Here is a 26,020-nt window from a genome sequence, read left to right as displayed (position 1 = left end):
CCAGCCGCGCCTCCTGGGCCGTCCGTTCCTGCCCGCGCGACGCTACGCGTCGACGCGCACGCCCTTGCCGACGACCGTGATGCCGGACTCGGTGACGGTGAAGCCGCGCGCTTCGTCCGCTTCGCGGTCGATGCCGACCTGGGCGCCGGGGGCGATCACCACGTCCTTGTCGAGGATCGCGCGGTTCACGACGGAGCCGGCGCCGATCGAAGCGCGTTCGAAGACGATCGAGTCGAGGACCTTCGCGCCGGAGTCGATGCCGCACCAGGGGCCGATCATGCTGCGCTCGACCTGGGCGCCGGACACGAGGCAACCGAGCGACACGAGGGAGTCGACCGTCGAGCCGGTGTTGCCGTTCGCGTCGCGGACGAACTTCGCCGGAGGCAGGTTCGTCTGCTGGTTGAAGATCGGCCAGTCCTGGTTGTACAGGTTGAAGACCGGGACCGGTGCGATGAGGTCCATGTGCGCGTCGTAGAACGAGTCGATCGTCCCGACGTCGCGCCAGTAGTACCGGTCGCGCTCGTTCGACCCGGGGACGTCGTTGCGCTTGAGGTCGTAGACGCCCGCGTCGCCACGCACGACGAAGTCCGGGACGATGTCGCCGCCCATGTCGTGGTTCGAGCCCTCGATCTGGCCGTCACGGAGGACGGCGTCGACCAGCGCGTCGGCGTCGAAGACGTAGTTGCCCATCGACGCGAGGATCTCGCCGGGGGAGTCCGCGAGCCCGACGGCGTCCTTCGGCTTCTCGAGGAACGCCTCGATCTTCGTCGGGTCGTCGTCGGCGACCTGGATCACGCCGAACTGGTCGGCGAGGCCGATCGGTTGGCGGATCGCGGCGACCGTGGCGCTGCGGCCGGAGGCGATGTGCGCCTCGACCATCTGGTGGAAGTCCATCCGGTACACGTGGTCGGCGCCGACCACGACGACGATGTCGGGGCGTTCGTCGCGGAGCAGGTTGAGCGACTGCAGGATCGCGTCGGCCGACCCGGCGAACCAGCGCTTGCCGAGTCGCTGCTGCGCCGGCACCGAGGCGACGTAGGACCCGAGCAGGCCCTCCATGCGCCAGGTCTCGGCGACGTGGCGGTCGAGACTGTGCGACTTGTACTGCGTCAGGACGACGATCTTCTGCAGTCCGGAGTTGACGAGGTTGGAGAGCGCGAAGTCGATGAGACGGAAGTTCCCGCCGAACGGGACAGCGGGTTTCGCACGGTCGGCCGTGAGCGGCATGAGCCGTTTCCCCTCGCCGCCGGCGAGCACGATGCCGAAGACCTTCTTTGGTGCCATGCCGCTCACAGTAGGCGTCAGCACTGGGAACCCGTTACGTTGAACGCGTGCGAGTCGATCTGCTGACCAGGGAGTATCCGCCGGAGGTCTACGGCGGTGCGGGTGTCCACGTGGCCGAACTGACCGCGGCGCTGCGGTCCGACACCGACACCGAGGTGCGCGTCCGCGCCTTCGGGGCGTTCCGCGACGAGGCCGACGTGTGGGCCTACCGCACGCCCGGCGGCCTCGAGCAGGCGAACGGCGCGCTGCAGGCACTCGGCACCGACGTCGCGATCGCCGCGGACGTCGAGGGTGCCGATCTCGTGCACTCGCACACCTGGTACGCGAACTCGGCGGGACGCATCGCGCAGCTGACCTACGGCATCCCGCACGTCGTCACGGCGCACAGCCTCGAGCCGCTCCGCCCGTGGAAGGCCGAGCAGCTCGGCGGCGGGTACCGGCTGTCGAGCTGGATGGAGCGCGAGGCGTTCGAGCACGCCGACGGTGTCATCGCGGTGTCGAAGGCGATGCGCGCGGACATCCTCCGCTCGTACCCGTCGATCGACCCCGCGAAGGTGCACGTCGTCTACAACGGCATCGACATCGACGAGTGGAAGCCCACCGTCGACGAGGACGCCGTCCGCGCGCTCGGGATCGACCCGTCGCGTCGCTCGGTCGTGTTCGTCGGCCGCATCACCCGGCAGAAGGGCCTCCCGTACCTGCTGCGGGCGGTGGCCTCGCTGCCGGCGGACGTGCAGATCGTGCTCTGCGCCGGTGCGCCGGACACGCCGGAGATCATGGCCGAGGTGACGGGTCTGGTCGACTCGCTGCGTTCCGCTCGTGACGGGGTGGTCTGGATCGACCGGATGCTCGCGCACGAGGAGATCGTCAACGTGCTGTCGTCGGGCACCGTGTTCGTCTGCCCGTCGATCTACGAGCCGCTCGGGATCGTCAACCTCGAGGCGATGGCTTGCGGGATCCCCGTCGTCGGCACCGGCACCGGGGGCATCCCCGAGGTCGTGGCGGACGGACTGACCGGTCGCATCGTGCCGATCGACCAGGCACAGGACGGCACCGGGACCCCGACGGACCCGGACCGCTACGTCGCCGACCTCGCCGCGACCCTCACCGAGGTGCTCGCCGACGAGGGGCTCGCGAAGCTCATGGGCCGCGCCGGACGCCTGCGCGTCGAGACCGAGTTCACCTGGGACGCGATCGCCCGGCGGACACGCCAGGTCTACGACGAGGTGCTCGGGCAGAACCCCTAGGCTGGTCGCATGCCCTCGGTCGTGCGCTTGTCAGACGTCTCCGTGGTCCGCAACGGGGCCACCATCCTCGACGGGATCTCGTGGGAGGTGCAGGACGACGAACGCTGGGTCGTCCTCGGTGCCAACGGTGCCGGCAAGACGACGCTGCTGCAGGTCGCCGGCGCCCAGACCTTCCCCACCTCGGGTGAGGTCGAGGTCCTCGGCACCGAACTCGGCGGTGCCGACCTGTTCGAGCTGCGTCCGCGCATCGGCTTCGCGTCGACGGCCCTCGCGCGCCGCATCCCGGTCACCGAGAAGGTCATCGACGTCGTCCTCACCGCGGCGTACTCGGTGACGGGCCGCTGGAACGAGGAGTACGAGGAGCTCGACGTCCGCCGCGCCCAGCGTGTGCTCGACGAGTGGGGCCTCGGCGCCTTCACCGACCGGACCTTCGGTGAGCTCAGCGACGGCGAGCAGAAGCGCGTCCAGATCGCCCGCGCCGTGATGACCGACCCCGAGATCCTGTTCCTCGACGAGCCGGCCGCGTCGCTCGACCTCGGCGCGCGTGAGAGCCTCGTACGGACCCTCGGCGGCTACGCGCAGAGCGAGGACTCGCCGGCCATCGTCATCGTGACCCACCACGTCGAGGAGATCCCCGCCGGGTTCACCCACGCCCTGGTGCTCGCGGACGGGCACGTGCAGGCTGCTGGGCCGATCGACGAGGTCCTGACCGCTCCGACCCTGACCGAGGCGTTCGGCATCGAGCTCACCGTGTCGAAGGACGCCGGCCGGTACACGGCGCGCGCATCGTGACACTGCTCCCGATCCGGCCGGTCGTCTGGTAACGTAGACGGCTGGCGCAAGCCGCAGACTTCCCGCGTCGTGCTCGTACGAGTGCCGCGCACGTCCCCATCATCGCAACCGAGGAATCTCCATGAAGACCGACATCCACCCCGAGTACCGCGCCATCGTCTTCCGTGACCTGGCTTCCGGTGAGACGTTCCTGACGCGTTCGACCGCGAACAGCGACAAGACCATCGAGCTCGACGGTGCGACCTACCCGGTCATCGACGTCGAGATCTCGTCGGCGTCGCACCCGTTCTACACGGGCAAGCAGCGCATCCTCGACTCGGCCGGTCGCGTCGAGAAGTTCAACCAGCGCTTCAAGAGCTTCGGCAAGTAAGCAGTCCTCCGGACGCTCGAACGGGCGGCTCTCCTGCGGGAGGGCCGCCCGTTCTGTCGTTGGCGGGGGTGTGGCGGCAGGTCGGGCGTGCCGGGTTGGCGTGGCGGTGCGGCCGGGTGGCTCTGGCGGTGCGGCTGGGTCTCGGGCGGTGCGGGCATGGCCGCGGCGACGGTTCGAACCACGGAACCGACGTCGAACCAGGCGAGCGGCGTGGCTCGACGTCGGAAGCGTGGTTCGACGCCGCGTCGCGCTTGGCCGGGCGGCGGGCGGCGTGGTGCGGTGCGGTGCGGTGCGGCCGGACGGTGCGCGGACGGTGCGGATTGCCGGCGCACAACGCAAGTGCGTTCGCGCCGTGCGATCACGGGGTTCGGGCGCACTTTGGTTGTGCGGCCGCGCGGGAACGGCGCGGGACGCCGTGCGGGGCGCGCGCGACTGCGCCCCGGGTTGGACCATGCGCCCCGGTGCGCGGGGCGCGGTGTTCAGCGCGGGGAGCGGGCAGGCAGCGCCGACGGCGGGCGCGGCGAGGTGCGGCGCGCGCGTCGAACCACGGAACCGACGTGGAACCAGGCGAGCGGCGTGGTTCGGTGTCGGATTCGTGGTTCGAAGGCAGGCGAGCGGCGTGGTTCGGCGTCGGAAGCGTGGTTCGACGCCGGGCGAGCCGTGCCCGCCGGCAGGGGCCTCAGCCGGCGTTGCGGTGGGGCCAGCGGCCGTCGGCGGTGAAGGCCGGGTCGCGCTTCTTCCGCATGTAGTCCTGGAACGAGGACGCCTGCTCGGCGCACCAGCCGACTTGCTTGCGGTGGAGTTCCTCGGCGGAGACGCCGAGCTCCTCGGGGTACTTCGCCGCGATGGCCTGCGCGACACGCCCGGCCGCGATGGCATCGGCTCCGGCGTCGTGCGCATCGGAGAGGGTGACGCCGTAGAGCTCCGACGCGGCCTCGAGCGTGCGCTTGCCCTTGCGGTAGGTGTCGAGCGCCTTGTCGATCACGAGCGGGTCGACGACGTTCCCGATGACCGGGGAGGCGATGCCGTGGCGCTTGGCCTCGCGGTCGAGGACGGTGAGGTCGTACGGGGCGTTGTAGATGACGAGCGGGATGCCCCGGGCGAACACCGCCTCGACCGCGGCGATGATCTCGGCGACGACCTCGGCGGCGGGGCGACCGTCGGCGCGGGCGCGCTCGGTCGTGATGCCGTGCACCGCGGCGGCGCCCTCGGGGATCTCGACACCGGGGTCGGCGAGCCAGGCGCCCTCGACGATGGAACGTCCGGTCATGTCGATCAGGCCGACGTGGGCGGTGACGATCCGGGCGGTCTCGACGTCGACGCCGGTGGTCTCGAGGTCGAACACGCCGAGTGCGTGCCACCAGGGCCGACCCGAGAGGTCCTGGGCCGGAGCGGGGGAGTCGAGCTGCGCTGTGGGGAACGTCACGCGGTCAGGCTAACCGGACGCACCGACACGCCGAGACGCGACCCGCCCACCGGGCGCGACGCGACCGGACGGGGGACGCGACCCGCCCACCGGGCGCGACGCGACCAGACGGAGACGCGACCCGCCCACCGGGCGCGACGCGACCAGACGGAGACGCGACCCGCCCACCGGGCGCGACGCGACCAGACGGGGACGCGACCCGCCCACCGGGGCCGAGCTGCGCCTCCAGGACGCCGCTACCCGACCGGCGCACCCACGTGCAGCCAGTAGAACGACTGTGTTCCCATCGTCAGCGTGACCTGGCCCTCCGCGTCGAACGACGGGAACGAGCCGCCGCCGAAGAGGTCGTACAACGGCCTCCCGGCGTACTCCGGCGCCGAGATGGTGACCGACGTCGGGTTGGTGGCGAAGGAGAAGACGCAGAGGACGTCCTCGGCGGAGGGGCCGAACTGGTGGCCGGAGCCGGAGCCCTCCCACGACCGGACGAACGCGAGCACGGAGTCGTTCGAGGTGTCCTGCACGTCCAACGTGCCGAGCCCGAACACGGGGTGCGCCTTCCGCACGTGGATCACGTTGCGGACCCAGTGCAGCAGCGACCGGGATTGTGCGAGCTGCGCCTCGACGTTGACCTGCGCGTAGTTGTACACGAGGGACTGGACGACGGGCAGGTACAGCTTGCCCGGGTCCGCGGTGGAGAAGCCGGCGTTGCGGTCCGGCGTCCACTGCATCGGCGTGCGCGAGGAGTCGCGGTCCGGCAGCCAGATGTTGTCGCCCATCCCGATCTCGTCGCCGTAGTAGAGGAACGGCGACCCCGGGAGCGAGAACAGCAGGGCGTGGATGAGCTCGAGCTCCGCGCGCGAGTTGTCGAGCAGGGGAGCGAGGCGTCGGCGGATGCCGATGTTCGAGCGCATCCGCGGGTCGTAGCCGTACCAGCCGTACATGGCCTGCCGGTACTCCTCGCTGACCATCTCCAGCGTGAGCTCGTCGTGGTTGCGGAGGAAGACACCCCACGCAGCGGAGGCCGGCACGTCGAGCGTCTCGGACAGGATCGCCTTGAGCTCGGCGGCGTGCTGCGCGCGGAGCGAGTAGAAGATGCGCGGCATCACCGGGAAGTCGAACGCCATGTGGCACTCGGGCTCCTCATCGGTGCCGAAGAAGGCGGCGGTCTCGCGCGGCCACTGGTTCGCCTCGGCGAGCAGGACGCGCCCGGGGTACTCGTCGTCCACCATCGCGCGGAGCTTCTTGATGAACTCGTGCGTCTCGGGTTCGCCCTCGCCGTTGCCGTCCTCCGACTCGAACAGGTACGGGATCGCGTCGAGCCGGAGCCCGTCCACGCCGAGGTCCAGCCAGTGCCGCACGACGTCGTACACGGCCTCGACGACGGCAGGGTTCTCGAAGTTGAGGTCCGGCTGGTGCGAGAAGAACCGGTGGAAGAAGAACTGGCGGCGGACCGGGTCGAAGGTCCAGTTCGACTCCTCGGTGTCCACGAAGATGATGCGGATGTTCTCGTAGTCGGTGTCCGTGTCGCGCCAGACGTAGAAGTCGCCGTAGGGGCCGTCCGGGTCCTCGCGGGACTGCTGGAACCACTCGTGCTGGTCGCTGGTGTGGTTGATCACCATGTCGATGACGATGCGCATGTTGCGTTCGTGCGACTTGGTGACGAGTTCGCGGAAGTCGTCGAGGGTGCCGAACTCCGGGAGGATCGCCTTGTAGTCGGCGATGTCGTACCCGCCGTCGCGCATCGGCGACTGGAAGAACGGCGGCAGCCAGAGCGCGTCGACCCCGAGCCACTGCAGGTAGTCGAGCTTGCCGATCACGCCCTGGATGTCCCCGATGCCGTCGCCGTTCGAGTCGACGAACGAGCGGATCATGCACTCGTAGAAGACCGAGCGCTTGTACCACTGCGGGTCCAGTGTCAGGCCGGGGAGCTGGATCGGGGCGGTGAACGTCACCATGGATACGCTAGGCCGCGGTGCATGGAGTTGTCCGGAGAATGCACGGCCTGGAGGCGCGGGTCGTCCTCCACAGGCACGTCGCGGCCGCGAGTCGTCCACCATCCAGCGTGGGTGACGTCGGCGCACCGGCGCGCGTTCGTAGACTGACGGGGATGCAACCGCCCGTGCTCTCCCCGTACCAGTCGCTGATGGCCGCCACCCCGGTCGTCCACCGCTCCGTGCAGGTCGACGGCCGCACCACCCACTTCTGGGAGTACGGCCCGTCCGACGCGAGCCAGACCGTCCTCGCCGTGCACGGGTTCCGTGGCGACCACCACGGCCTCGAGACGATCGCCGCGCACCTCGACGGGGTCCGGGTGATCGTGCCGGACCTGCCCGGCTTCGGCATCTCCGATCCGCTGCCCGTGTCCGACATCGACTCGTACGTCGCGTGGCTGCGCGGCTTCCACGCGGCGCTCGGCCTCGGTGCGGACACCGTGGTGCTCGGGCACTCGTTCGGGTCGATCGTCGTGGCCGCCACGGTCGCTGCCGGCCTCGCGACGCGGTTGCTCGTGCTCGTGAACCCGATCGCCGCCCCGGCGCTGCAGGGTCCGCGTGCGGTCGGCACGGCGATCGCGATCGGGTACTACCGTGCCGGCGCCGTGCTGCCGAAGCCGCTCGGGCTCGGACTGCTCCGCAACCCGGCGATCGTGCGCGTGATGAGCCTGGCGATGCTCAAGTCGCACGACCGTGACCTCCGGCGCTGGGTGCACGACCAGCACGACCGGTACTTCTCGGCGTTCGCGAACCGTACGAGCGTGCTCGAGGCGTTCCGCACCTCGGTCACGCACGACGTCGCCGAGTACGCCGACCGCATCACCGTGCCGGTGCTCATGATCGCGGCCGAGCGCGACGACATCACGGCGGTGCCCGAGCAGCGTGCCCTGGCCGCACGCCTCGCGGACGCCGAGCTCGTCGTCGTGCCGCACGTCGGGCACCTCGTGCACTACGAGACGCCCGGCGCCGCTGCGTCCGCGGTGCTGCGACGGATGGCAGACGCCCCGAAGCGCGGCCGCAAGGGAGCGCAGCCGGGGTCCAAGCGTGCCACGAAGGAGACACCGAAGCCGAAGGCGACGCCGAAGCCGAAGGCGACGCCGAAGCCGAAGGCGACGCCGACCCCGCCGGCCGACGGTGCCGCGTCGTGACCCGCCTGCGCATCGGGATCGACTGCCGCTACGTCCGCATCGGCCGCCACGACGGCATCAGCCGGTTCACGGCCGGCGTCGTCGCCCACCTGCCCGAGCGACACGACTACACCCTGCTCGTGCACGACGAGCGGCAGCTCGAGTCGCTGCCGTCCGACCTGCCGTGGGAACTCCTGCCCGCGCCGACCGAGCCGGGGGAACCCCTCGTCTCGCGGAAGGTCAACCGCCTCGGGCTCGACGCCGTCTTCTCGCCCATGCAGACGATGGGGTCCCGCGGTCGGCAGTACGCCCTCGTGCTGACCCTCCACGACCTGATCTACTACCGGAACCGGACGCCCCCGCGGGAGTTCTCGTGGCCCCTCCGCCTCGGCTGGCGTGCCTTCCACCTCAGCTGGGTGCCGCAGCGCCTGCTCCTGAACGGCGCCGACGGGGTCGTGACGGTGTCCGAGACGACCGCCGGCCTCATTGCCGACCACCGGCTGACGAAGCGTCCCGTCACCGTCGCGTACAACGCCGCCGACCCCGCGACCCCGCGGCCCGAGGGCGGTCCGCGCGAGAAGTCCCTCGTGTACATGGGCTCGTTCATGCCGTACAAGAACGTCGAGACCCTGGCCGCCGCGATGCCGCTGCTCGGCGCGGACTGGGTGCTGCACTGCATGTCCCGGGTGTCCGCCGCCGATCGTGCGCGGCTCGAACGGCTCGCGCCGGCCGGGTCGATCGTGTTCCACGACGGCGCTTCCGACGACGAGTACCTGTCGGTGCTGCGGTCGGCGACGGCCCTCGCGACGGCGTCGTACGACGAGGGCTTCGGCATCCCGCTCGTCGAGGCGATGGGCGTCGGCACGCCGGTGGTCGTCAGTGACATCCCGATCTTCCGCGAGATCGGCGGGGACGTCGCGGAGTACTTCGACCCGTCGTCGCCGTCGGCCGTCGCGGCTGCGGTGCGCCGGCTCGAGGCACGGTGGGACGAGGCCTCGCGGGCATCGGTCGTGCAGGCCGGGCGGTTCCGGTGGGAGACCTCGGCGGAGCAGGTCGTCCGCGCGGTGGAGCAGGCGGTCGCGGCCCGCGGGGCCACCCCCGGGCAGTAGGCCGGCCCGAGCCAGCAGGCGTCAGCACCGGTCGCGCGCACCGACCCGCCTCAGGACGACGGCCGCTCCGCCGACACCGTGGCCCCCGGGAACACCGCCTGCGCCTCCTGCGTCGCCTTCGCCACCACGGCATCGAGCGCAGCCCCGCGCCCGATCGTCTCGACCGTGATCGCCTGGTCGGCAGGTTCGTCCGACGGGCCGCCGTCGCTCCAGGAGCACCGCACGCCCGAGACACCGCCGATCGCGTCGAGCTGCCGGGCGAGCGTCAGACGCCGTTCCGTGGTCCGCTCGTCCGGAGAGACCCCGATCTCGAGCGCACCGAGGTCCGCCACGGCGAACACCCGGACGCCGTTGCCGCTCGCCGCCTTCGCTGCGGCGCGCAGGTCGTCAATGACCGCGGTCCGTTCCTCGTCGGAGAGCGTCGGCGACACCGAGACGGTCGACTCGACGTCGTAGCTCGCGAACGAGGTCTTCTTCGGTTCCGCGTCGCGCACGCCCTCGACACCGTCGACTTCCCGCGCGGCGCTGCCGAACCGGTCGAGCGCGGCATCGGGGCGGGGGAATACCCCGCCGACGCCGTTCTGCACGCTGCCGATGATGGTCACGAGCACGACGGCGAGCACACCGGCCGCGATGATCACGCCCACACCGACCAGGGCGGTGCGTCGGACACGCTGCCGCGGGGTCCGCACCGGGACGGATGCCGTGCCCGGGCCGAATGCACGATCGAGGTCGTCCGGATCGGGCGACTGCGGCCAGCCGGGCCGAGCGCCCCCACCACCGGGTCCGTCGACGGTCATGTCAGCCCCCTCACACGCTCGGGTCTGCGAGTGCATCGGAGCCTAGTACGACACCACCGACAGCGCGCGGCGGCTCGCCCCGGCGGCTCCCTGCGGCGGCTAGCCGCGGCGCTCGAGCGGGTTCTGGTACTCGAAGGCGTACCGGCCGGGCCCGTCCGAGACCCCGTCGATCGGGTCGTCGAACCGCACGAGCTCGGCGTGGAAGCGCTCGGGGTCCCACCGGAACGAGTGCACGGACCCGTTCCGGATCGGGGTGCTGTGCCGGTCGGCGGTGCCGGGGGCGGCGGCGTTGACGATGCTGCGGATCACGGCGCCGTGGGTCGCGACGACGACGCTGCCGGCGTCGTACCGGACCGCGATCTCGGCGAGTGTCTCGGTGACGCGGTCGAGCAGCGCGCTGCGGGACTCGCGGCCGGGGATGTCGTCGTGCGGGTAGCGCTCGCGGACCTCGTCGTCGGTCAGGCCCTCGGCCTCGCCGTAGGAGCGTTCCGCCAGCCCTGCGTACGTGGCGGGCACTGCGAGACCGAGGTGGTCCGCGATGATCGATCCGGTCTCGAACGCCCGGGACAGCGGCGACGCGACGACGGCGTCGAACCGGCGGCGGTCGAGCAGGGTCGCGGTGGAGCGGGCCTGTCGGCGTCCGGTGTCGTTCAGGGGGATGTCCGTCGAGCCCTGGATGCGCCGTTCGGCGTTCCAGTCGGTCTCGCCGTGCCGGACCAGGTACAGGAGCGTCGTCACCGCACGATCATCCCAGACGCGGCGCGGCGCCTCGTCCTACACGCGGCGCGGCACCTCGTCGCGGACGCGGCGCGGCACCTCATCGCAGCCGAGCCGCGAGGGCTTCGAGCGTCTCGGTCGTGCCGGCGTCGATCTTGACCGCTGCCCGGGGGTCGCTGCGGGTCGTGCCGCGGTTCACGATGACCACGGGGTGCTTGCGTCGTGCGGCGTGGTCCACGAGCCGGACGCCGGAGTTCACGGTGAGGGACGAGCCGACGACGAGGAGCGCGTCGGCCTCGGCGACGATGGAGACGGCCTCGCGGAACTTCTCGGCGGGGACGAACTCGCCGAAGAACACCACGTCGGGCTTCAGCACCCCGCCGCACACCGAGCAGTCCGGCACCCGGAAGCGCTCGACGTCGGTGATCTCGACGTCGCCGTCGGGTTGGAGCTGCACCGACCCGGGCTCGTCGATCCACGGGTTGTCCCGGTCGAGCACGGTCGCGAGGTCGGCGCGCGAGAACACCTGCCCGCAGGTGAGGCAGACGGCACGGTCCATCGACCCGTGGATCTCGACGACCCGACGTGATCCGGAGCGGAGGTGCAGTCCGTCGACGTTCTGCGTGACGACCCCCGTGACGATGCCGTCGCGTTCGAGTGCCGCGAGGGCCTGGTGCCCGGCGTTCGGACGGGCCGAGGCGAAGGTGCGCCAGCCGAGGTGCGAGCCGGCCCAGTAGCGCTGCCGCTTGGTGGGGTCGGCGCGGAACTCCTGGAAGGTCATCGGCTTCCGGACGACGCGGCCGGCGCCCCGGTAGTCGGGGATGCCGGAGTCGGTGCTCAGCCCGGCGCCGGAGAGCACGGCGATGCGCTTGCCGGCGAGGACCTCGACGGCGCGGTCGAGGGCGTGCGCGGACGCGGTCGCGCTCGCAGGGCTGGTCGGTTCGCTCGTCGCCATCGTGTTCACGGTACCCTCAACAGCCGACCGCCCCGGTCACTTCCCGTGGACGACGCCAGGCCGTGCCCCGCCGCCACCGAGTTCCACACCGACCCCGAAACGAGCCCCGTGCACGCCGTCCGCATCGACTCCCTCGACGACCCCCGCCTCGACGACTTCGCCAGGCTCACCGACGTCGCCCTGCGGCGCGTGTCCGAGCCGGAGGGCGGCCTGTACATCGCCGAGTCGAACACGGTCATCGAGCGGGCGGTCCGCGCCGGGCACGTCCCGCGGAGCGTGCTGGTCCAGGAGAAGTGGCTCGACAGCGTGCTCCCGGTCGTCGCGGACCACGACGGCCCCGTGTTCGTCGGCCCTGACGACCTGCTCGAGGACCTCACCGGCTTCCGGATGCACCGCGGCGCCATCGCCGCGATGCACCGCCCGGAGCTGCCGAGCGTCGTGGACGTGGTGCGCGACGCCAGGGTCGTGGTGGTGCTCGAGGACATCGTCGACCACACCAACGTCGGCGCCGTGTTCCGGAGCGTCGCCGGCCTCGGGGCCGACGCCGTGCTGGTCAGCCCCCGCTGCGCCGACCCGCTCTACCGGCGCAGTGTCCGCGTCAGCATGGGCACGGTGCTGCAGGTGCCGTGGACCCGCATCGGCGACTGGCCGGCGGCGGGCGAGGAGCTCCGGGCGCAGGGCTTCCACCTCGCCGCGATGGCCCTGACGGACCGCTCGGTGGACCTCGACGCGTTCGTCGCGGACGTCCCGGACCGCGTGGCGCTCGTGATGGGCACCGAGGGGCAGGGCCTCACGCCGGCGGCGATCGCGTCCGCCGACACCACCGTGCGCATCCCGATGGCGCACGGCGTCGACTCGTTGAACGTCGCCGCGGCGAGCGCCGTCGGGCTCTGGGCGGTCACGCACGCGCAGCGGCTCGCTTCCGCGCGGGCCTGAGGGGCCGGGAGGCGCGGGTCGCCTCCGTCGTCCGGCTCGCCTCAGCGGGTCGTCAGGTCTCGTGCGCGGCGCACCAGGTCGCGGTCGGTGCCGACCGCGCCGACCAGGCACACGCCGACCGGGGCGTCGTCGACGGTGAGGGCGGGGGCGCTCACCGCGGGGAGGCCGCCCACGCTCGCGAGGCTCGTCATCCCCGTCGTCGCGGTCCTCGTGCGCTCGAGTGCGGCGGCGTCGGCGGACACGAGCGGCGCGGGGCCCGGCACGGTCGGGAACACGAGGGTCCGGCCGGTCAGCGCCCGGCGGATGGTGTGCCGGACGACGTCGAGGCGCTGGACCGCGTCGGCGGGGGCGGCGGGGTCGTTCGCCGCGGCTGCGGCGAACCTGTCCCCGACGACGGTGCTCAGCGCGCCGGGGTGCCCGGCGATCCAGGCTCCGTGGGCGGCGACGGCCTCGGCGGCCTGCACGAGGCGGAGCAGTTCGCGGAGCTCCTCGGGGGCGGGGACGCCGAGGTCCGCGAGCCGGACCCGGTCGGGTTCGTCGTCGAGAGACCGGGTGAACGCGGAGAACACTGCGGCGGTGTCGGGGTCGACCAGGGCGAGCAGTTCCTCCGGGACGACGAGGGGCGTCGGCGTCGGCGCCGGGGCCGGACCGGGGTCGGGCACGGTGGCGTCGAACGCGGCGAGGAGCGTCCCGGCGTCGCGGGTGAGCCACCCCACGGTGTCGAAGGACGGTGCGAGGGGGAGCAGACCGTCGCGGGGGACCGTGCCGTGGGTCGTCCGGAGGCCCCAGAGCCCCTGGTACGAGGCGGGGACCCGGACGGACCCGGCGGTGTCCGTGCCGATCCCGATGTCGGCCATGCCGAGACCGACGGCCGACGCGGAGCCGCTGGACGAGCCTCCTGGCAGCCGCGTCGGGTCCGCGGCGTTCGGCGGTGTGCCGTGGTGCTCGTTCCGTCCGGTGAGGTTGTACGCGAACTCGTCGGTGCGTGCGATCCCGCGGATCGCGGCACCGGCGGCGAGGAGGGCCGCGACCGCCGGTGCCGCGGCCGTCTCGACGGGCGCCTCGCGCAGGAAGGTGGGGTTGCCGGCACCGACGGGTTGGCCGGGCACGGCGTAGAGGTCCTTGACCGCGACCGTGCGCCCGTCGAGCGGCCCGGAGGCGCTGGGGGCGACGAGCGGGTCGCCGACGGCGCGCCAGACGGTCGGGTCGAAGGCGCGGGGGCGGCCGGTCACGTGTGCCGCCTCGATGCGCCAGCGCGCGACGGGGCCGGTGTCGTCGTGTGCGGTCGTGCGGCGCCACAGCTGGGTCTGGAGGCCGTGGCCGCCGGCGGCGAACCGGGACACCGACACGACGAGGGCGAGGTCCTCGGCGAGGGGCCGGACCTCGACCCGCGTCAGTGTCCGGGTCGCGACCCCGCCGCGTGCTCCGCGGAAGGCGCTGATCGCGTCGTGGCCGACGAGCAGCCCGCGGTCGTCGCCGCGCATCGTGCCCGGTGCGTCGACGAACGCGTCGTCGAGGGCGTCGAGGTCGTTCGTCAGCAGGGCGGCCTCGTACGCGTCGAGTGCCTCGAGGAGACCCCCGGGGGCGTCGGGGTGCGTGGTCATCGGGCGGGCTCCTCGAAGTCGGCCTTGCGGATGCGGGCGTGGACACCGGTGACGAGGTCGACCACCTGCGAGATGTCGAAGTCGGTCGCGGCGGAGAGGTAGGCGTACGCCAGGTGCGGCTCCATGCCCCAGCGCGCACCGAGGATCGCGACGGCGTGCCGGACGCACTCCCGGACGGCTTCGTCGAGGTCCGGGTCCATCCCGGTGGGGACGAGGTACTCCTGGGTCTCGGCGACCGGCCACACCAGGTCGCCGAACCGGCTCGCGGCCTCGTCGGCCGGTGTGAGGTCGAACCGGACCGTCGCGCGGAGGGAGGCCTCCATCGCGGTGAGCGCCACCTCGCCGTCGCCCTGCGCGAAGTGCGGGTCGCCGACGTACGCGAGCGCACCGGGTACGAGGACGGGCAGGTGCAGCTGCGTGCCCGCCTGCAGGAGGTTCACGTCGATGTTCCCGCCGTGGCGGCCTGGGGGGACCGAGTGCCGGCGCTCCCCGGGGGTGGCGACGCCCATGATCCCGAGGAACGGGGCGAGCGGGAACCGGGTGAACCGTTCGCGGGCGGCCGTCAGGGGGATGCGGCCGCGGAGTCCGGCGGGGGAGTCGACGACGTCGGCGAAGACGCTCACGGTGGTGCCGTCGACGGGGTACTCGCCGTGCAGCGCGCCCCGGCCGTGGCGGTTCGACACGACGCCGTAGTGCACGCGGGGGAGCGTCTCGACGACGGTCATGGTGAGGACGTCCCCCGGTCGTGCGCCCGCGACGCCGACGGGCCCGGACACGACGTGCGGTCCGTCGGCGTCGGGGTCGCGGCGTCCGGCCCGCGCGATCGCGACGGCGTCGTCGAGCACGTGCTCCGGTGCGACGCCGTGCGTGGCGAAGAAGGCACGTGGGTCGCTGCACTGGTCGGGGAGGATCCCCTCGTGGCTGACGGTGTCGATCGTCACCGACTCGCCCGGCACGACGGTGATCGCCGGGCGGTCGTCGGCGTTCGGCAGCCGTCCCCAGAGGACGGTGTCCGGGTCGACCGGCAGGTAGCGGTCGGCGCGGACCGGTCCCCTTCCGGGCTGGAGGGTCGGGATCGCGGGGGTCGTCATCGGTCGGCCTTCCGTTCGACGAGGTGGGCGACGTCGGCGAGGTGGTCGGTCATCGCCGCGCGGGCGGCCCCCTCGTCGTGTCGGCGGATGCAGTCCAGGATCCGCTCGTGCCACACGAACGACGACCGGCGGCCCTCGCTCGTGCTGTGGGACCGGGCGCGGACGTCCTGCACCCAGCCGCTGCTGAGCTCGCACAGGGAGACCAGGAGCGGGTTGCCGGAGGCCCGGGCGACCTGCACGTGGAACGCGACGTCCTGCGCGAGGGACTCCTCGGGGCTGAGGCCGGCGTGCGTGGCCTGCAGGATCCGTTCGAGCGCGAGCAGGTCGGCCTCGCCGGCACGGGCTGCGGCGAGCGCGGCGACCTGGGGCTCGACGGCGGCCCGGAACTCGGCGACGTTCTCGGCCCGGTGCGCGAGGTCCTCGGCGTGCCCGACACCGGTCTGGCGTTCGAGGAGCGCGGTGGCCTCCTCGGACCGGGGGAGCACCACCGTCCCGCGACCGGGCGTCCGGGACACGAGGCGTCGGCGTTCGAGTTCCTGCATGGCCTCGCGGACGGTCGTGCGGGACACGGCGAGGTCCTCGGCCAGGGTCCGTTCCGGGGGCAGCTTGTCACCCGGAGCGAGATCCTCGAGCACCAGGCGCGCGAGGTGCGCGGCGGTGGCGGCGCTCAGGGTGCGTCCTCGTTGCATGGGCAGGAGCCTAGGGGCCGTTGGTCTACTTGGCTCATTGGTACGACCAACTTTTACACGCCCGTCACACGCTGCGACGGAGCCGGAAACACGACGGGCGAATGGTGGGTGGCGTCAACCGACCACCGATGAAGAAGAGGGGTCCGTCGTGGACCTGGTCCTCCGCAACGCCCGCCTGGTCGACGAGCCCGGCCTCGTCGACGTCGTCGTCGAACACGGCACGATCACCGCGGTCACCGCCGCCGTCGGCACCGTCCCCGTCGACCCGGCCACCCGGGTCGTCGACTGCGCCGGCCGCGTGGTCGTGCCCGGGTTCGTCGAGTCGCACCTGCACGTCGACAAGGCCCTGCTCGACCGGGAACGTCCGAACCCGGACGGGACGCTCGCCGGGGCGATCGCCGTCACCGGGGAGCTCAAGCGCGGGTTCACGCACGGCTCGGTCCGGGACCGCGCGCGCACCCTGCTCGACCAGGCGATCACGAACGGCACGACGCTGGTCCGCGCACACCCCGACGTCGACCCGATCGTCGGGTTGACCGGCGTCGAGGTCTTGTTGGGGCTCCGCGACGAGTACCGCGACGCCCTCGACCTGCAGATCGTCGCGTTCCCGCAGGAGGGCATCGCGAAGGCGCCGGGGACGCTCGCACTCCTGCGCGAGGCGCTCGGTGCCGGCGCGGACGTGATCGGCGGCTGCACGTACAACGAGCGGACCCTCGCCGAGTGCCACGAGCACGTCGAGACCGTCCTCGACCTCGCCGAGGAGTTCGACGTGCCGGCGGACCTGCACGCCGACTTCGCCGACGACACGAGCGACCCGCGGTTCGCCCTCGCGCGGGTCATCGCCGACGCCGTCGTCCGCCGCGGGATGCAGGGCCGGGTCGCGCTCGGGCACATGACCTCGTCCGCGAGCCTGCCCTCGACCGAGCGGGCCGACCTGTTCGCGCGGCTCGCCGAGGCGGGGGTCGCGGTCGTCCCGCTGCCGGCGACCGACCTGCACCTCGGCGGTCGCGCCGACGACCACGACGTCCGCCGCGGTGTCGTCCCGGTCCGCGACCTCTGGGCCGCGGGCGTCACGAGCGCGTACTCGTCGAACAACGTGCGGAACGCCTTCACCCCGTTCGGCAACGCCGACCTGCTCGACATCGGGCTGCTGCTCGCGCAGGTCGGGCACCTGTCCGGACCGGAGGACCTCGCCCGCGTCCTCGACATGGCGACGACCTCGGCTGCACGGGTCGTCGGGATCGCCGAGACCTACGGCATCCGTCCCGGCGCCGACGCCGACCTCGTGCTGCTCTCCACCACCGACCCGGCGGGCGTGCTGCTCGACCGTCCCGACCGCGCCCTCGTCGTGAAGCGCGGCCGCGTCGTCGCCGAGACCACCCGCACCACCGTCCTCACCACCGGCACCACCCGATCGAAGGAACTCAGCAATGCGTGAACGGATCCCGCACGAGATCGTCGCCTCCGTCCTGGCCGGCGCCACCGCGTTCATCGGGGGCACGGCGCTGAACCTGCCCACCTGGGCGATCTTCATCAGCTGGGCGGGGATGTTCCTGCTCGGGCCGAAGCCCACGCTCCGGAACGCCACCCGGCTCTGGGCGACGATGCCGGTGGGGTCGACGTTCGCCCTCGTCATCGTGCTCGTCGACCAGCGGATCGGCACGCTCCTCGGCGACGGGCAGTTCGCCCGGAACGTCGTGCTCGGCGTCGTGATCCTCGTGTGCAACACCGCGCTGATGTGCACCGGCCGGGTCCGTGCGTTCGCGCTGGTCCCCGGGATGTTCCTCGGGTTCGCGTCCTTCTTCGCGACGTACTTCGGCGGCTTCGGCTTCGCACCGGGCAACGTGTGGGCAGCGTGGGTGTCCGTCGTGGTGATGAACGCCGCAGGCCCCGTCTTCGCGTACCTGTCGCGGAGGTGGACCTTCGCGCGCCCGACGGGACCCGACGGCGGTGGGGCCGGCGTCCCGTCGGACGCGACGGCTGCCGTCGGGGGCGAGCCGCGCCTCCAGTCCGACCCCGCACCGACGCGCGCCTAGCGCGTCCTCGCAGCCACGGGGTACCCGCCCCCGGTACGCTCGGTTCCCGTGTCACGAGTCGTCCGCCGCCCCCGTTCCGCCGTCCGGAGGCCGGTGACCATCTCGGTCGTCGCCGTGCTCGTGCTGGCGGTCGGCTACCTCGTGGCCGCAGCGGTCGTGCCGTTCGCCCCGGCGAGCGCCTCGACCACGACGTACTCGGCACCGGCGTCGTCGGTGCCGGACCTGACGTTCCCCGGCTACGGCGCCACCGCGGTCGAGGCCACCGACTTCCCGGAGAGCCTGCGCACGAGCGGGGACACGAAGCCCCGGTCGATCGCGAGCATCTCGAAGGTCGTCACGGCGCTCGTCGTGCTCGACGAGAAGCCGCTGCGGCCGGGGGAGTCCGGCCCGACGATCACCTTCAGCCCGGGGATGCAGGCGCTCTACGCGAAGTACCTCGCGGTGAACGGCGAGGTCGCGCCGATGCCCGCCGGCCTCCAGCTGTCGGAGTACCAGACGCTCCAGGTCATGCTCATGAAGTCGGCCAACAACTACGCCGGGTCGCTGGCGCTCTGGGCCTTCGGGTCGATGGACGCCTACCGCCAGGCAGCGGACGAGTGGCTCGACGAGCACGGACTCGACCACACCACGATCGAGGAGCCGACCGGCCTCGACGCGCACAACACCTCGACGGCCACCGACCTCGTCGAACTCGGGCAGCTCGCCCTCGCGAACCCGGTGGTGAAGGAGGTCGTCGGCACGAAGCAGGTCACGGTGCCCGGCGCCGGCGCGATCGAGAACTCGAACAAGCTCCTCGGGCTCGACGGTGTCGAGGGCATCAAGACCGGCACGCTCGACGAGGCCGGCGCGTGCCTGCTCTTCGCGGCGACGTACGAGCGCGGTGGCAAGGAGGTCACGGTCGTCGGCGCGATGCTCGGCGGCGTCGACCACGACTCGCTCGACGTCGACGTCCAGCGGCTGCTCCGGTCGGTCGCCGACAACTTCCAGGTCGTCACGCTCACCCACGCCGGGCAGACCTTCGGCACGTTCTCGACGCCGTGGCAGGACGAGGCGGACGCGGTGTCGCGGTCCGCGGCCGAGGTGCTCGTGTGGGGCCGGACGAAGGTGTCCGCGAGGACGAAGCTCGAGCAGATCACCCTCGGGACGAAGGGGGAGCGCGTCGGCACGGTGCGGTTCACCATCACGGACCACGACCCGGTGACGGTGCCGCTCGTGCTCGAGCGGCCGATCGACGACCCGGGCGTGTGGTGGCGGTGGACGAACCCGTTCCAGGGCGCGTGACGGTGCCGGCCTCCGTGCGGCCGTGGCGGCCGTCCGACGCGCCGGTGCTGCTGGCGGCGTCGGCGGACCCGGAGCTCGCGCGCCAGTTCGGCGGTGTGCGGTTCGACGACGTCGCGGCGGCGGAGGCCTTCATCGGGGCGACGTACCGGTTCGACGGGCACGCCCGGTACTGGGCGATCGTCGCGGACGTCGCTGACGTGGCGGACGGGCGCGCCGGGTCGGGCGGCGCCGGGTCGGGCGACGCCGGGGCCCGGGTCGTCGGCTGCGTCGGGGTGACGGCCATCGAGCACACCCACGGCACCGCGTGGATCTCGTACTGGCTCACACCCGAGGCCCGCGGCCGGGGCATGGCGACCCGCGCACTCGCCGCCGCCGCCGAGGACGCCTTCGCCCTCGGCCTGCACCGCCTCGAACTCGGGCACCGCACGAACAACCCGGCGTCGTGCGCGGTCGCGACCCGGGCGGGGTTCCGCGCCGAGGGAGTGGAACGCGACAAGCTCCGCTACGGCGACGACCGCTTCGACGTCGAGACCCACGCCCGCCTGGCGACCGACCCGACCCCCGACACCGTGCCACTGCCCCGCGACCCGGCGAGCCCGCCGCCCCGCGACCCGAGCAGCCCACTGCCCCGCGACCCGGCCAGCCCGCCGCCCCGCGACCCGGCCGACGCGCGCCGGGGCGCCTGAATCCTCACCGGCCGACGGCGCGCTCGACCATCGCACACGGCACGGTGGCGTCCCACCCCGCGATCCTGGGCATCGCGCCGACCCGGACGCTGTCGCCCGGGTGCGCCGCGCAGTACGACGCTCGGTGCTCGATCTCGGCGGACCACTGCGGCCCGTGCTCCCGGAGCGGCACCGCCCCGGCACCGGCCACGAACGCGACGACCGACGCGACGACGAGCACCCCGCCCGCTGCCCGCCACGACCACCGTGCGCGGGCGAGGAACACGTCGGCGGCGAGGACGACCGCCGCGGTCAGGAACATCGACGACGCGGCCGCGTACCGCAGGGGCGCCGTGCCCGCCCACGCCGCCGGGGTGAACGAGGACCACGTCGTGCCGGGCGTCCGGTTCACGATGAGTGCCGCGTACCAGACGACGCCGGCGCCGACGCTCACGGCGAGGAGCATCCACCCGGTCCGCCAGTCCGCCAGGACGAGGGCGGCCACGACCGCGACCACGAGGAGCACGGCCGGCACGGTGACGACCCACCAGCCGTGCGCCGAGACGGACGCTCCCACCGCGCGCACGTCGGCGTTCCCGCTGCCGCCGACCACCTGGGCGACGAACCCGGCGGTCATGTCTCGGAACGAGGTGATGCCTCCCTGGTGCGTCGCAGAACGGGGGTGCGTCAGCGCTGCCGTGACCTGGGCTGCGACACCGAGCACCGCGACCGCTGCGACGGGGATGACCCGACGCTGCCGACGACCAAGCAGCAGGAGCGGCAGGAACACGGCGGCCTGGATCTCGCTCGTCGTCACGACCGCCACCGCGACGGCGGTCCACGCGGACGACCACCAGCTCCGCGGACGGTGCGCGAGCAGCCACGGCGCCGCGAACAGCAGGTACCAGTGCAGGTTCGCCGCGGTCCCGGCGATCTCGACGGGCGCCAGCGGGACGAGGGCGGGGACGGCCGCGAGGAGCACCCGGAGTGGCCAGGCTCGCACCACGCCGCGCGCCAACACGAAGACGGTGCCGCACACCGCGCCGAGGACCGCGCACGACATCACCGAGACGGACAGCGCGTACAGGTCGATCCGCCCGAGCGCGACGGCGGCGTCGACCACCAGCCGGGGCAGGACGTGCAGGTAGCCGTCGTACGGGTGCCACACCGACCGGACCGGGCCGAAGGTGAGCCGGTCGGTGAGGAAGCGCCCGGAGTCCTCCGCCCAGGCGACGCCGCGGGCCGTGCTCCCGATGCGGATCCACGCGAGCAGGCCGGCGGCGACGGCGACGAGGAGCGCCCAGACCGCCGTGGTCGGTCGTCTCCGCGGGTGGTCCGCCGTGGTCATCGGACCCCCTCGTGCCGTGCCGTCCGTGCTGTGCTGCTGCCGATCGATCCTGGCGTGCGCCGGTGGACGGCACCCGTGACGCAGATGCCGTGACTCTCAGACAGACCGACGAGGACACGGACCGACGGTCTGCGCGCGACGACCCCCGGCGACGTAGTGTCGGACGGGTGACGACGACGTTCCCCCGGTCCACCCCGTCCGCCCTCGGCATCGACGCCCGTGGCCTCGCCCGGTTCCTCGACGCCCTCGAGTCGACGCCCGACGTCGAACCGCACAGCATCGTGCTGCTCCGGCACGGTCAGGTGGCGGCCCAGGGCTGGTGGCGGCCCTACGCCGAGGACCGCGTCCACCTGCTCTACTCCCTCAGCAAGAGCTTCACCGCCGCCGCCGTCGGGATCGCCGTCCGCGAGGGGCTCATCGACCTCGACGCCACCGCCCTCTCGTACTTCCCGGAGCTCGACGCCGAGATCACCGACGAACGCAGCCGTCGCATCCGCGTCCGGCACCTGCTCGCGATGGCGAGCGGCCACCGCGAGGACACCATCGACCGCGCCCGGGAACTCGACCGCATGAACGTCGTGCGCGGCTTCCTGCTCCTGCCGCCGGAAGAGGAACCCGGCGCGCTCTTCACCTACAACCAGCCGTGCACCTACACGCTCGCCGCCATCGTCCGCCGCGTCAGCGGTGGGTCGTTGGTCGACTACCTGCGTCCGCGGCTGCTCGACCCGCTCGGCATCGACGACCTGGCGTGGCGCCGGGACGAGTCCGACGCAGAGCTGGGCTTCAGCGGGTGCTACGCCCCGACCTCGGCGATCGCCGCGCTCGGCCAGCTGTACCTGCAGCGCGGTGTGTGGGCGGGCGAGCGGATCCTCGACGAGGACTGGGTCGCCGCCGCCACGAGCAAGCAGATCGACAACCTCGACGAGGAGAACCCGGACTGGTCGCAGGGCTACGGCTTCCAGTTCTGGATGGCCCGCCACGGCTTCCGCGGCGACGGCGCCTACGGCCAGTTCTGCGTCGTGCTGCCGGAGCAGGACGTCGTCCTCGCGCTCACCGGCCAGAGCCTCGACATGCAGGCCGTCCTCGACGCGGCCTGGCAGCACCTCCTGCCCGCCGTCGACGCTGCGGACCTCGACGCGGCCGCGGATGCGGACCTGGAGGCGCGGCTCGCCTCCCTTGGGCTGCCAGCGGTGCGGGGCGGTCGCCTCCCCGACCTCGGCGCCGCTCCGTTCCGCGGTGACGACATCGACCGGATCGGCTTCACGCGCGACGGCGACCGGTGGCGCGCGGCCCTCGAGGTCGACGGCGGGACGCTCTCGGTACCGGTCGGCGAGGGGGAGTGGGCGGTCGACGGTCCCCTCGCCGCGAGCGGTGCGGTCGCGCCGGACGGCACCGTGCTCGTCGACGTCCGGTTCGTGGAGACGCCGCACCTCGCGCACGTGCGCATCGACCTCGCGGCCGGCACCGCCACCGCGTCGTGGGCGACCGAGCCGCTGCACGACGGTCCGCTGACCCTGCGCCGCCCAGCCGACTGATCGTCACCCAGTGCAGGCGGACCTCGACGGGATGCGTCGAGGTCCGCCTGCAATCAATCTCGTCCCTCAGCCCGCGCCGGCCAGGTGACCAAGAGCATCGCGGCGATGGGTCCCAGTCCGAGCGTCAGCAGGAACCAGACCCAGGCCGACCTGTTCCGCGTTCGTGCGTGGCCGCCGGCGAGGATCGCGACGGTGATCCACACCAGCGACAGGTACATGGGTGCGAAGTCCTCGTTCATGTCGTGGAAGCCCCTTTCGGACGTTGGGTCAGGAGGAAGATCTCTGAACGCCGTCACCCTCCGGTGACGTTGAAGCTGCCGTTCCGCTTGTAGAAGGTCGCGTCGTACTGCACCGTGACGTACGCAGCCAGCGCAGTGAACGAGCCCGAGCGCGAGAACGTGTTGGTTCGCCCGTTCACGGTGGAGGAGGGGTTCGATGAGTACACCAGACCCACCCCGCTGGATCCGACCAAGCCGTACGCACGGATGTGTTCCGCTGCCTTGATCTTCGTGACGCTCGAGTTCCCGGTCGCCGTGTAGCCCGTCTGCCACCGTACGGTGAGGCTGGCGCCGATGACGGAACCATGGCAGCCGTCCACCACACCAGCACCGCTTGCCCCAGACTTCCGGAAGCAGTTGGACGCGGTTCCCCGCGTCGCACTGCTGTCCGCCGTGCTCATGGCGTGCGCCTTGACGAAGGCTGCGTCTTCGGCCGAGAGTTCTTCGCCGACCTCGTACTCGTCCCCGATCACAGCCAGCCGGTCTCTCACCGCGGTCGGCGTGCTGGCGCCCGCAGGCGATGCCCCCAACAGTGTTCCGACGAAGGTCATCGCGATCACCGAGGCGATCGCCTGACGGACGACGTTGTTCCGCTTCTTGCTCATTGCATTCGCTCCGATGGCGGCTGGTGCCGCACATCGGAACTCTGCCGCTGGTATTTCAGCGTGTCAAATGCAGATGCTTCGCCGTTCCGCCGGAGCGCGAGGGATCTTCGCGGGTCGGGGCGGCTACGGGGTGTCGGACTTGTGCTCGACGACGTCCTGCAGCTCGGGTCGCTTCGGGGTCACGCCGTCGCCCGAGGACGTGTGCTTGATCCGCCGGACCACCCACGGCACGAGGTACTCGCGCGCCCAGCCGAGGTCCTCGGCGCGGGCCTCCCGCCACGGACGGGCCTCGAGCGGCTCGGGGTTGAACGGTTCGAGCCCGTGCTCGACGCCGAGCGCGTCCAGCACCGCGGCGGCGACGGTCGCGTGGCCCGTCGGGGAGTGGTGCAGCCGGTCCGGAGCCCACATCCTCGGGTCGCGGAGGACCCGGAGTGCCCACATGTTCGCGACGAGGGCGCCGTGCTTCAGCGCGATGGCGTGCAGGTTCTCGTTGTAGATCGCCGTCTTGCCGCGGACCATCCCGAGCACCGGGGTCATGCCGACGTCCGGACCGGTGAAGAGCACCACGGTCGCGCCGTCGCTCCGCAGCCGGGACACCATCGCGTCCACTCGCTCGGCGAGCTCGTCGGGGTCGGAGCCCGGCCGGATGATGTCGTTGCCACCGGCCGACACCGTGACGAGGTCGGGACGGAGGGCGAGTGCCGGTTCGACCTGCTCGTCGATGATCTGCTGCAGGAGTCGCCCGCGGATCGCCAGGTTGGCGTAGGCGAAGTCCTCGGACTGGTTCGCCAGGACCTCGGCCACCCGGTCCGCCCAGCCACGGTTCCCGCCGGGGACGGTGGGGTCGGGGTCGCCGATCCCCTCGGTGAACGAGTCACCGATCGCGACGTACCTGGACCACGGATGACGATCTGACACTCCTCGGACCATAGTCTCGTGGCATGACGAAGGCCAACCCCGCGGCGGTGCTGGGCGACGAGCTGCTGGAGCGCATCGCCGCCCGCGCCCCCGGCTACGACGCCGCGAACGCGTTCTGCACCGAGGACCTCGACGAACTCCGGGCGGCCGGCTACCTGCGGATCGGGGTGCCCGTCGAACGCGGCGGTGCCGGACTCGGACTCGCCGCGACGACCGCGGTGCAGCGGCGGCTCGCGGAGGCCGCACCGGCGACGGCGCTGGGGCTCGGGATGCACCAGGTCTGGGTGCAGGCGGCGCGCGCCGTCACTGCGCGGGGTGGGTCGTTCCTCCAGGCAGTCACCGACCACGCGGCGGACGACCACCTGCTCGCGTTCGGTGTGAGCGAGCCGGGCAACGACGCCGTCCTCTTCGACTCGCTGACGACGGCGGAGCCGGACGGCGACGGCGGCTACCGCTTCACCGGGACGAAGGTCTTCACCTCGCTGGCCCCGGCGTGGGACGTGCTGAGCGTGTTCGGCAAGGACGGGTCCGGGCCGGAGCCGCGGCTCGTGCACGGTTTCGTGCTGCGGTCCGACGGCGACGTCGAGCACCTCGACGACTGGGACACCCTCGGGATGCGGGCGACGCAGAGTCGTACGACGAAGCTGCACGGCGTGCACGTGCCGGCGGACCGGATCGTGCGGACCCTGCCGGTCGGGCCGAACCAGGACCCGCTCGTGTTCGGCGTCTTCGCGGCGTTCGAGCTGCTCGTGGCGTCGGTGTACGTCGGGATCGCCGCCCGTGCGGTGGCACTCGCGGTGTCGGCGGTGCGGTCGCGCACGGCACTCGACGGGACACCGCGGTCCGCGGACCCGGACGTGCGCCGGGCGATCGCGGACATGCGCGGGACGGTCGACGCGATCGAGCTGCAGGTGACCTCGCTCGCCCGGTCGGTCGACGAGCTCGACGACCTCGGGCCGCGGTGGTTCCCGTTGCTCGTCGGGGCGAAGGCCCGGGCGGTCGACGCGGCGCAGCACGTCGTGGACGAGGCGATGCGGGTCGTGGGCGGTGGCGCCTACCGGGCCGGTGGCGAGCTCGCGCGCCTGGCCCGGGACGTCCGGGCGGGCCAGTACCACCCGTCGTCGCGGGACTCGGCGGCGCGGACGATCGCGGCGTCGGTGCTGGGGCCGCTCGCACCGTAGCACCGCCGCGCGCCCCAACTAGTTCGCTTGCGGTA

25 protein-coding genes are annotated in these 26,020 nt (G+C 72.5%); 12 read left to right on the top strand and 13 right to left on the bottom strand.

Annotation, left to right across the window (positions count from 1 at the left end):
* Positions 1-42 precede the first annotated feature (42 nt).
* Positions 43-1,284, bottom strand: coding sequence for a glucose-1-phosphate adenylyltransferase (locus tag ACEN8D_RS03235; RefSeq protein WP_413398675.1), 1,242 nt, complete (start codon positions 1,282-1,284; stop codon positions 43-45).
* A 47-nt stretch (positions 1,285-1,331) separates the two neighbouring features.
* Between ACEN8D_RS03235 and glgA the strand changes: the two genes are divergently transcribed.
* From glgA to ACEN8D_RS03220, 3 genes are all read left to right on the top strand, one after another.
* Positions 1,332-2,531, top strand: coding sequence for a glycogen synthase (gene glgA, locus ACEN8D_RS03230; RefSeq protein WP_071296309.1), 1,200 nt, complete (start codon positions 1,332-1,334; stop codon positions 2,529-2,531).
* 9 nt (positions 2,532-2,540) lie between these two features.
* Positions 2,541-3,323 carry an ABC transporter ATP-binding protein gene (locus ACEN8D_RS03225; protein ID WP_070419037.1) on the top strand — a complete coding sequence of 261 codons (783 nt, stop codon included), beginning with the start codon at positions 2,541-2,543 and terminating at the stop codon, positions 3,321-3,323.
* A gap of 121 nt (positions 3,324-3,444) precedes the next feature.
* Positions 3,445-3,693, top strand: coding sequence for a type B 50S ribosomal protein L31 (locus tag ACEN8D_RS03220; RefSeq protein ID WP_070419036.1), 249 nt, complete (start codon positions 3,445-3,447; stop codon positions 3,691-3,693).
* 679 nt (positions 3,694-4,372) lie between these two features.
* Here ACEN8D_RS03220 and ACEN8D_RS03215 read toward each other — a convergent pair.
* Positions 4,373-5,119, bottom strand: a complete 747-nt coding sequence (locus tag ACEN8D_RS03215) for a 3'-5' exonuclease (protein ID WP_175473596.1) — start codon at positions 5,117-5,119, stop codon at positions 4,373-4,375.
* 236 nt (positions 5,120-5,355) lie between these two features.
* Positions 5,356-7,071, bottom strand: coding sequence for a maltose alpha-D-glucosyltransferase (gene treS, locus ACEN8D_RS03210; protein WP_070419606.1), 1,716 nt, complete (start codon positions 7,069-7,071; stop codon positions 5,356-5,358).
* A 155-nt stretch (positions 7,072-7,226) separates the two neighbouring features.
* On the opposite strand from treS, the gene ACEN8D_RS03205 reads away from it, so the two are divergent.
* Positions 7,227-8,258: an alpha/beta fold hydrolase gene (locus tag ACEN8D_RS03205; RefSeq protein ID WP_413398676.1), complete on the top strand. Its 1,032-nt coding sequence runs from the start codon at positions 7,227-7,229 to the stop codon at positions 8,256-8,258.
* A 5-nt stretch (positions 8,259-8,263) separates the two neighbouring features.
* Complete coding sequence (locus ACEN8D_RS03200) at positions 8,264-9,346, top strand: glycosyltransferase family 4 protein (protein WP_413398681.1); 1,083 nt, start codon at positions 8,264-8,266, stop codon at positions 9,344-9,346.
* A 50-nt stretch (positions 9,347-9,396) separates the two neighbouring features.
* On the opposite strand, the gene ACEN8D_RS03195 is transcribed toward ACEN8D_RS03200, so the two are convergent.
* From ACEN8D_RS03195 to ACEN8D_RS03185, 3 genes are all read right to left on the bottom strand, one after another.
* Positions 9,397-10,146 (bottom strand): hypothetical protein, encoded by a 750-nt coding sequence (locus tag ACEN8D_RS03195; RefSeq protein ID WP_413398677.1) that lies wholly within the window; start codon positions 10,144-10,146, stop codon positions 9,397-9,399.
* A 99-nt stretch (positions 10,147-10,245) separates the two neighbouring features.
* Positions 10,246-10,884 (bottom strand): histidine phosphatase family protein, encoded by a 639-nt coding sequence (locus ACEN8D_RS03190; protein WP_413398678.1) that lies wholly within the window; start codon positions 10,882-10,884, stop codon positions 10,246-10,248.
* A gap of 79 nt (positions 10,885-10,963) precedes the next feature.
* Positions 10,964-11,818, bottom strand: coding sequence for an NAD-dependent protein deacetylase (locus ACEN8D_RS03185; RefSeq protein ID WP_413398679.1), 855 nt, complete (start codon positions 11,816-11,818; stop codon positions 10,964-10,966).
* Between the two features lie 108 nt (positions 11,819-11,926).
* On the opposite strand from ACEN8D_RS03185, the gene ACEN8D_RS03180 reads away from it, so the two are divergent.
* Positions 11,927-12,754, top strand: a complete 828-nt coding sequence (locus ACEN8D_RS03180) for a TrmH family RNA methyltransferase (protein ID WP_413398680.1) — start codon at positions 11,927-11,929, stop codon at positions 12,752-12,754.
* 41 nt (positions 12,755-12,795) lie between these two features.
* Here the strand turns inward: ACEN8D_RS03180 and ACEN8D_RS03175 are convergent, their stop codons facing one another.
* From ACEN8D_RS03175 to ACEN8D_RS03165, 3 genes are read right to left on the bottom strand one after another with little or no spacing between them, the layout of a single operon-like run.
* Positions 12,796-14,358, bottom strand: coding sequence for an AtzH-like domain-containing protein (locus ACEN8D_RS03175; protein WP_495601150.1), 1,563 nt, complete (start codon positions 14,356-14,358; stop codon positions 12,796-12,798).
* Positions 14,355-15,449, bottom strand: coding sequence for an acetamidase/formamidase family protein (locus tag ACEN8D_RS03170; protein ID WP_413399755.1), 1,095 nt, complete (start codon positions 15,447-15,449; stop codon positions 14,355-14,357). The genes ACEN8D_RS03175 and ACEN8D_RS03170 overlap by 4 nt, the downstream gene beginning before the upstream one ends.
* Positions 15,446-16,138, bottom strand: coding sequence for a FadR/GntR family transcriptional regulator (locus tag ACEN8D_RS03165; protein WP_413399754.1), 693 nt, complete (start codon positions 16,136-16,138; stop codon positions 15,446-15,448). Before ACEN8D_RS03165 ends, ACEN8D_RS03170 begins: the two co-directional genes overlap by 4 nt.
* 148 nt (positions 16,139-16,286) lie before the next feature.
* On the opposite strand from ACEN8D_RS03165, the gene ACEN8D_RS03160 reads away from it, so the two are divergent.
* From ACEN8D_RS03160 to ACEN8D_RS03145, 4 genes are read left to right on the top strand one after another with little or no spacing between them, the layout of a single operon-like run.
* On the top strand, positions 16,287-17,576 hold the full coding sequence (locus tag ACEN8D_RS03160) for an amidohydrolase family protein (protein ID WP_413461786.1): 1,290 nt from the start codon (positions 16,287-16,289) through the stop codon (positions 17,574-17,576).
* A complete protein-coding gene (locus ACEN8D_RS03155) occupies positions 17,569-18,174 on the top strand; it encodes a DUF1097 domain-containing protein (RefSeq protein WP_071301545.1) in 606 nt (201 codons plus the stop codon). The genes ACEN8D_RS03160 and ACEN8D_RS03155 overlap by 8 nt, the downstream gene beginning before the upstream one ends.
* Positions 18,175-18,222: 48 nt before the next feature.
* Positions 18,223-19,455 carry a D-alanyl-D-alanine carboxypeptidase family protein gene (locus ACEN8D_RS03150; protein WP_413399956.1) on the top strand — a complete coding sequence of 411 codons (1,233 nt, stop codon included), beginning with the start codon at positions 18,223-18,225 and terminating at the stop codon, positions 19,453-19,455.
* 2 nt (positions 19,456-19,457) lie between these two features.
* A complete protein-coding gene (locus ACEN8D_RS03145) occupies positions 19,458-20,141 on the top strand; it encodes a GNAT family N-acetyltransferase (RefSeq protein WP_495601149.1) in 684 nt (227 codons plus the stop codon).
* A gap of 4 nt (positions 20,142-20,145) precedes the next feature.
* Here ACEN8D_RS03145 and ACEN8D_RS03140 read toward each other — a convergent pair whose 3' ends face one another.
* The gene (locus tag ACEN8D_RS03140) at positions 20,146-21,468 is read right to left on the bottom strand and encodes a hypothetical protein (protein WP_413399589.1); all 1,323 of its coding nucleotides are present in this window, start codon (positions 21,466-21,468) and stop codon (positions 20,146-20,148) included.
* A 167-nt stretch (positions 21,469-21,635) separates the two neighbouring features.
* Between ACEN8D_RS03140 and ACEN8D_RS03135 the strand changes: the two genes are divergently transcribed.
* Complete coding sequence (locus ACEN8D_RS03135) at positions 21,636-23,003, top strand: serine hydrolase domain-containing protein (RefSeq protein WP_413399590.1); 1,368 nt, start codon at positions 21,636-21,638, stop codon at positions 23,001-23,003.
* 53 nt (positions 23,004-23,056) lie between these two features.
* Here ACEN8D_RS03135 and ACEN8D_RS03130 read toward each other — a convergent pair whose 3' ends face one another.
* The 3 genes from ACEN8D_RS03130 to ACEN8D_RS03120 form a co-directional block, all read right to left on the bottom strand.
* Positions 23,057-23,242: a hypothetical protein gene (locus tag ACEN8D_RS03130; protein WP_413399591.1), complete on the bottom strand. Its 186-nt coding sequence runs from the start codon at positions 23,240-23,242 to the stop codon at positions 23,057-23,059.
* 53 nt (positions 23,243-23,295) lie between these two features.
* The gene (locus tag ACEN8D_RS03125; protein WP_413399592.1) at positions 23,296-23,886 is read right to left on the bottom strand and encodes a hypothetical protein; all 591 of its coding nucleotides are present in this window, start codon (positions 23,884-23,886) and stop codon (positions 23,296-23,298) included.
* Between the two features lie 123 nt (positions 23,887-24,009).
* Complete coding sequence (locus ACEN8D_RS03120) at positions 24,010-24,804, bottom strand: SGNH/GDSL hydrolase family protein (RefSeq protein ID WP_413399593.1); 795 nt, start codon at positions 24,802-24,804, stop codon at positions 24,010-24,012.
* Positions 24,805-24,827: 23 nt separating this feature from the next.
* Here ACEN8D_RS03120 and ACEN8D_RS03115 point away from each other — a divergent pair, with 23 nt between their 5' ends.
* On the top strand, positions 24,828-25,985 hold the full coding sequence (locus ACEN8D_RS03115) for an acyl-CoA dehydrogenase family protein (RefSeq protein ID WP_413461839.1): 1,158 nt from the start codon (positions 24,828-24,830) through the stop codon (positions 25,983-25,985).
* The last annotated feature ends 35 nt before the right edge of the window (positions 25,986-26,020 follow it).

It is taken from the genome of Curtobacterium sp. Curtsp22, from assembly GCF_059492135.1.
Note: the sequence above shows the minus strand (reverse complement) of the source record. Positions and strands in the feature narration are given on the sequence as shown.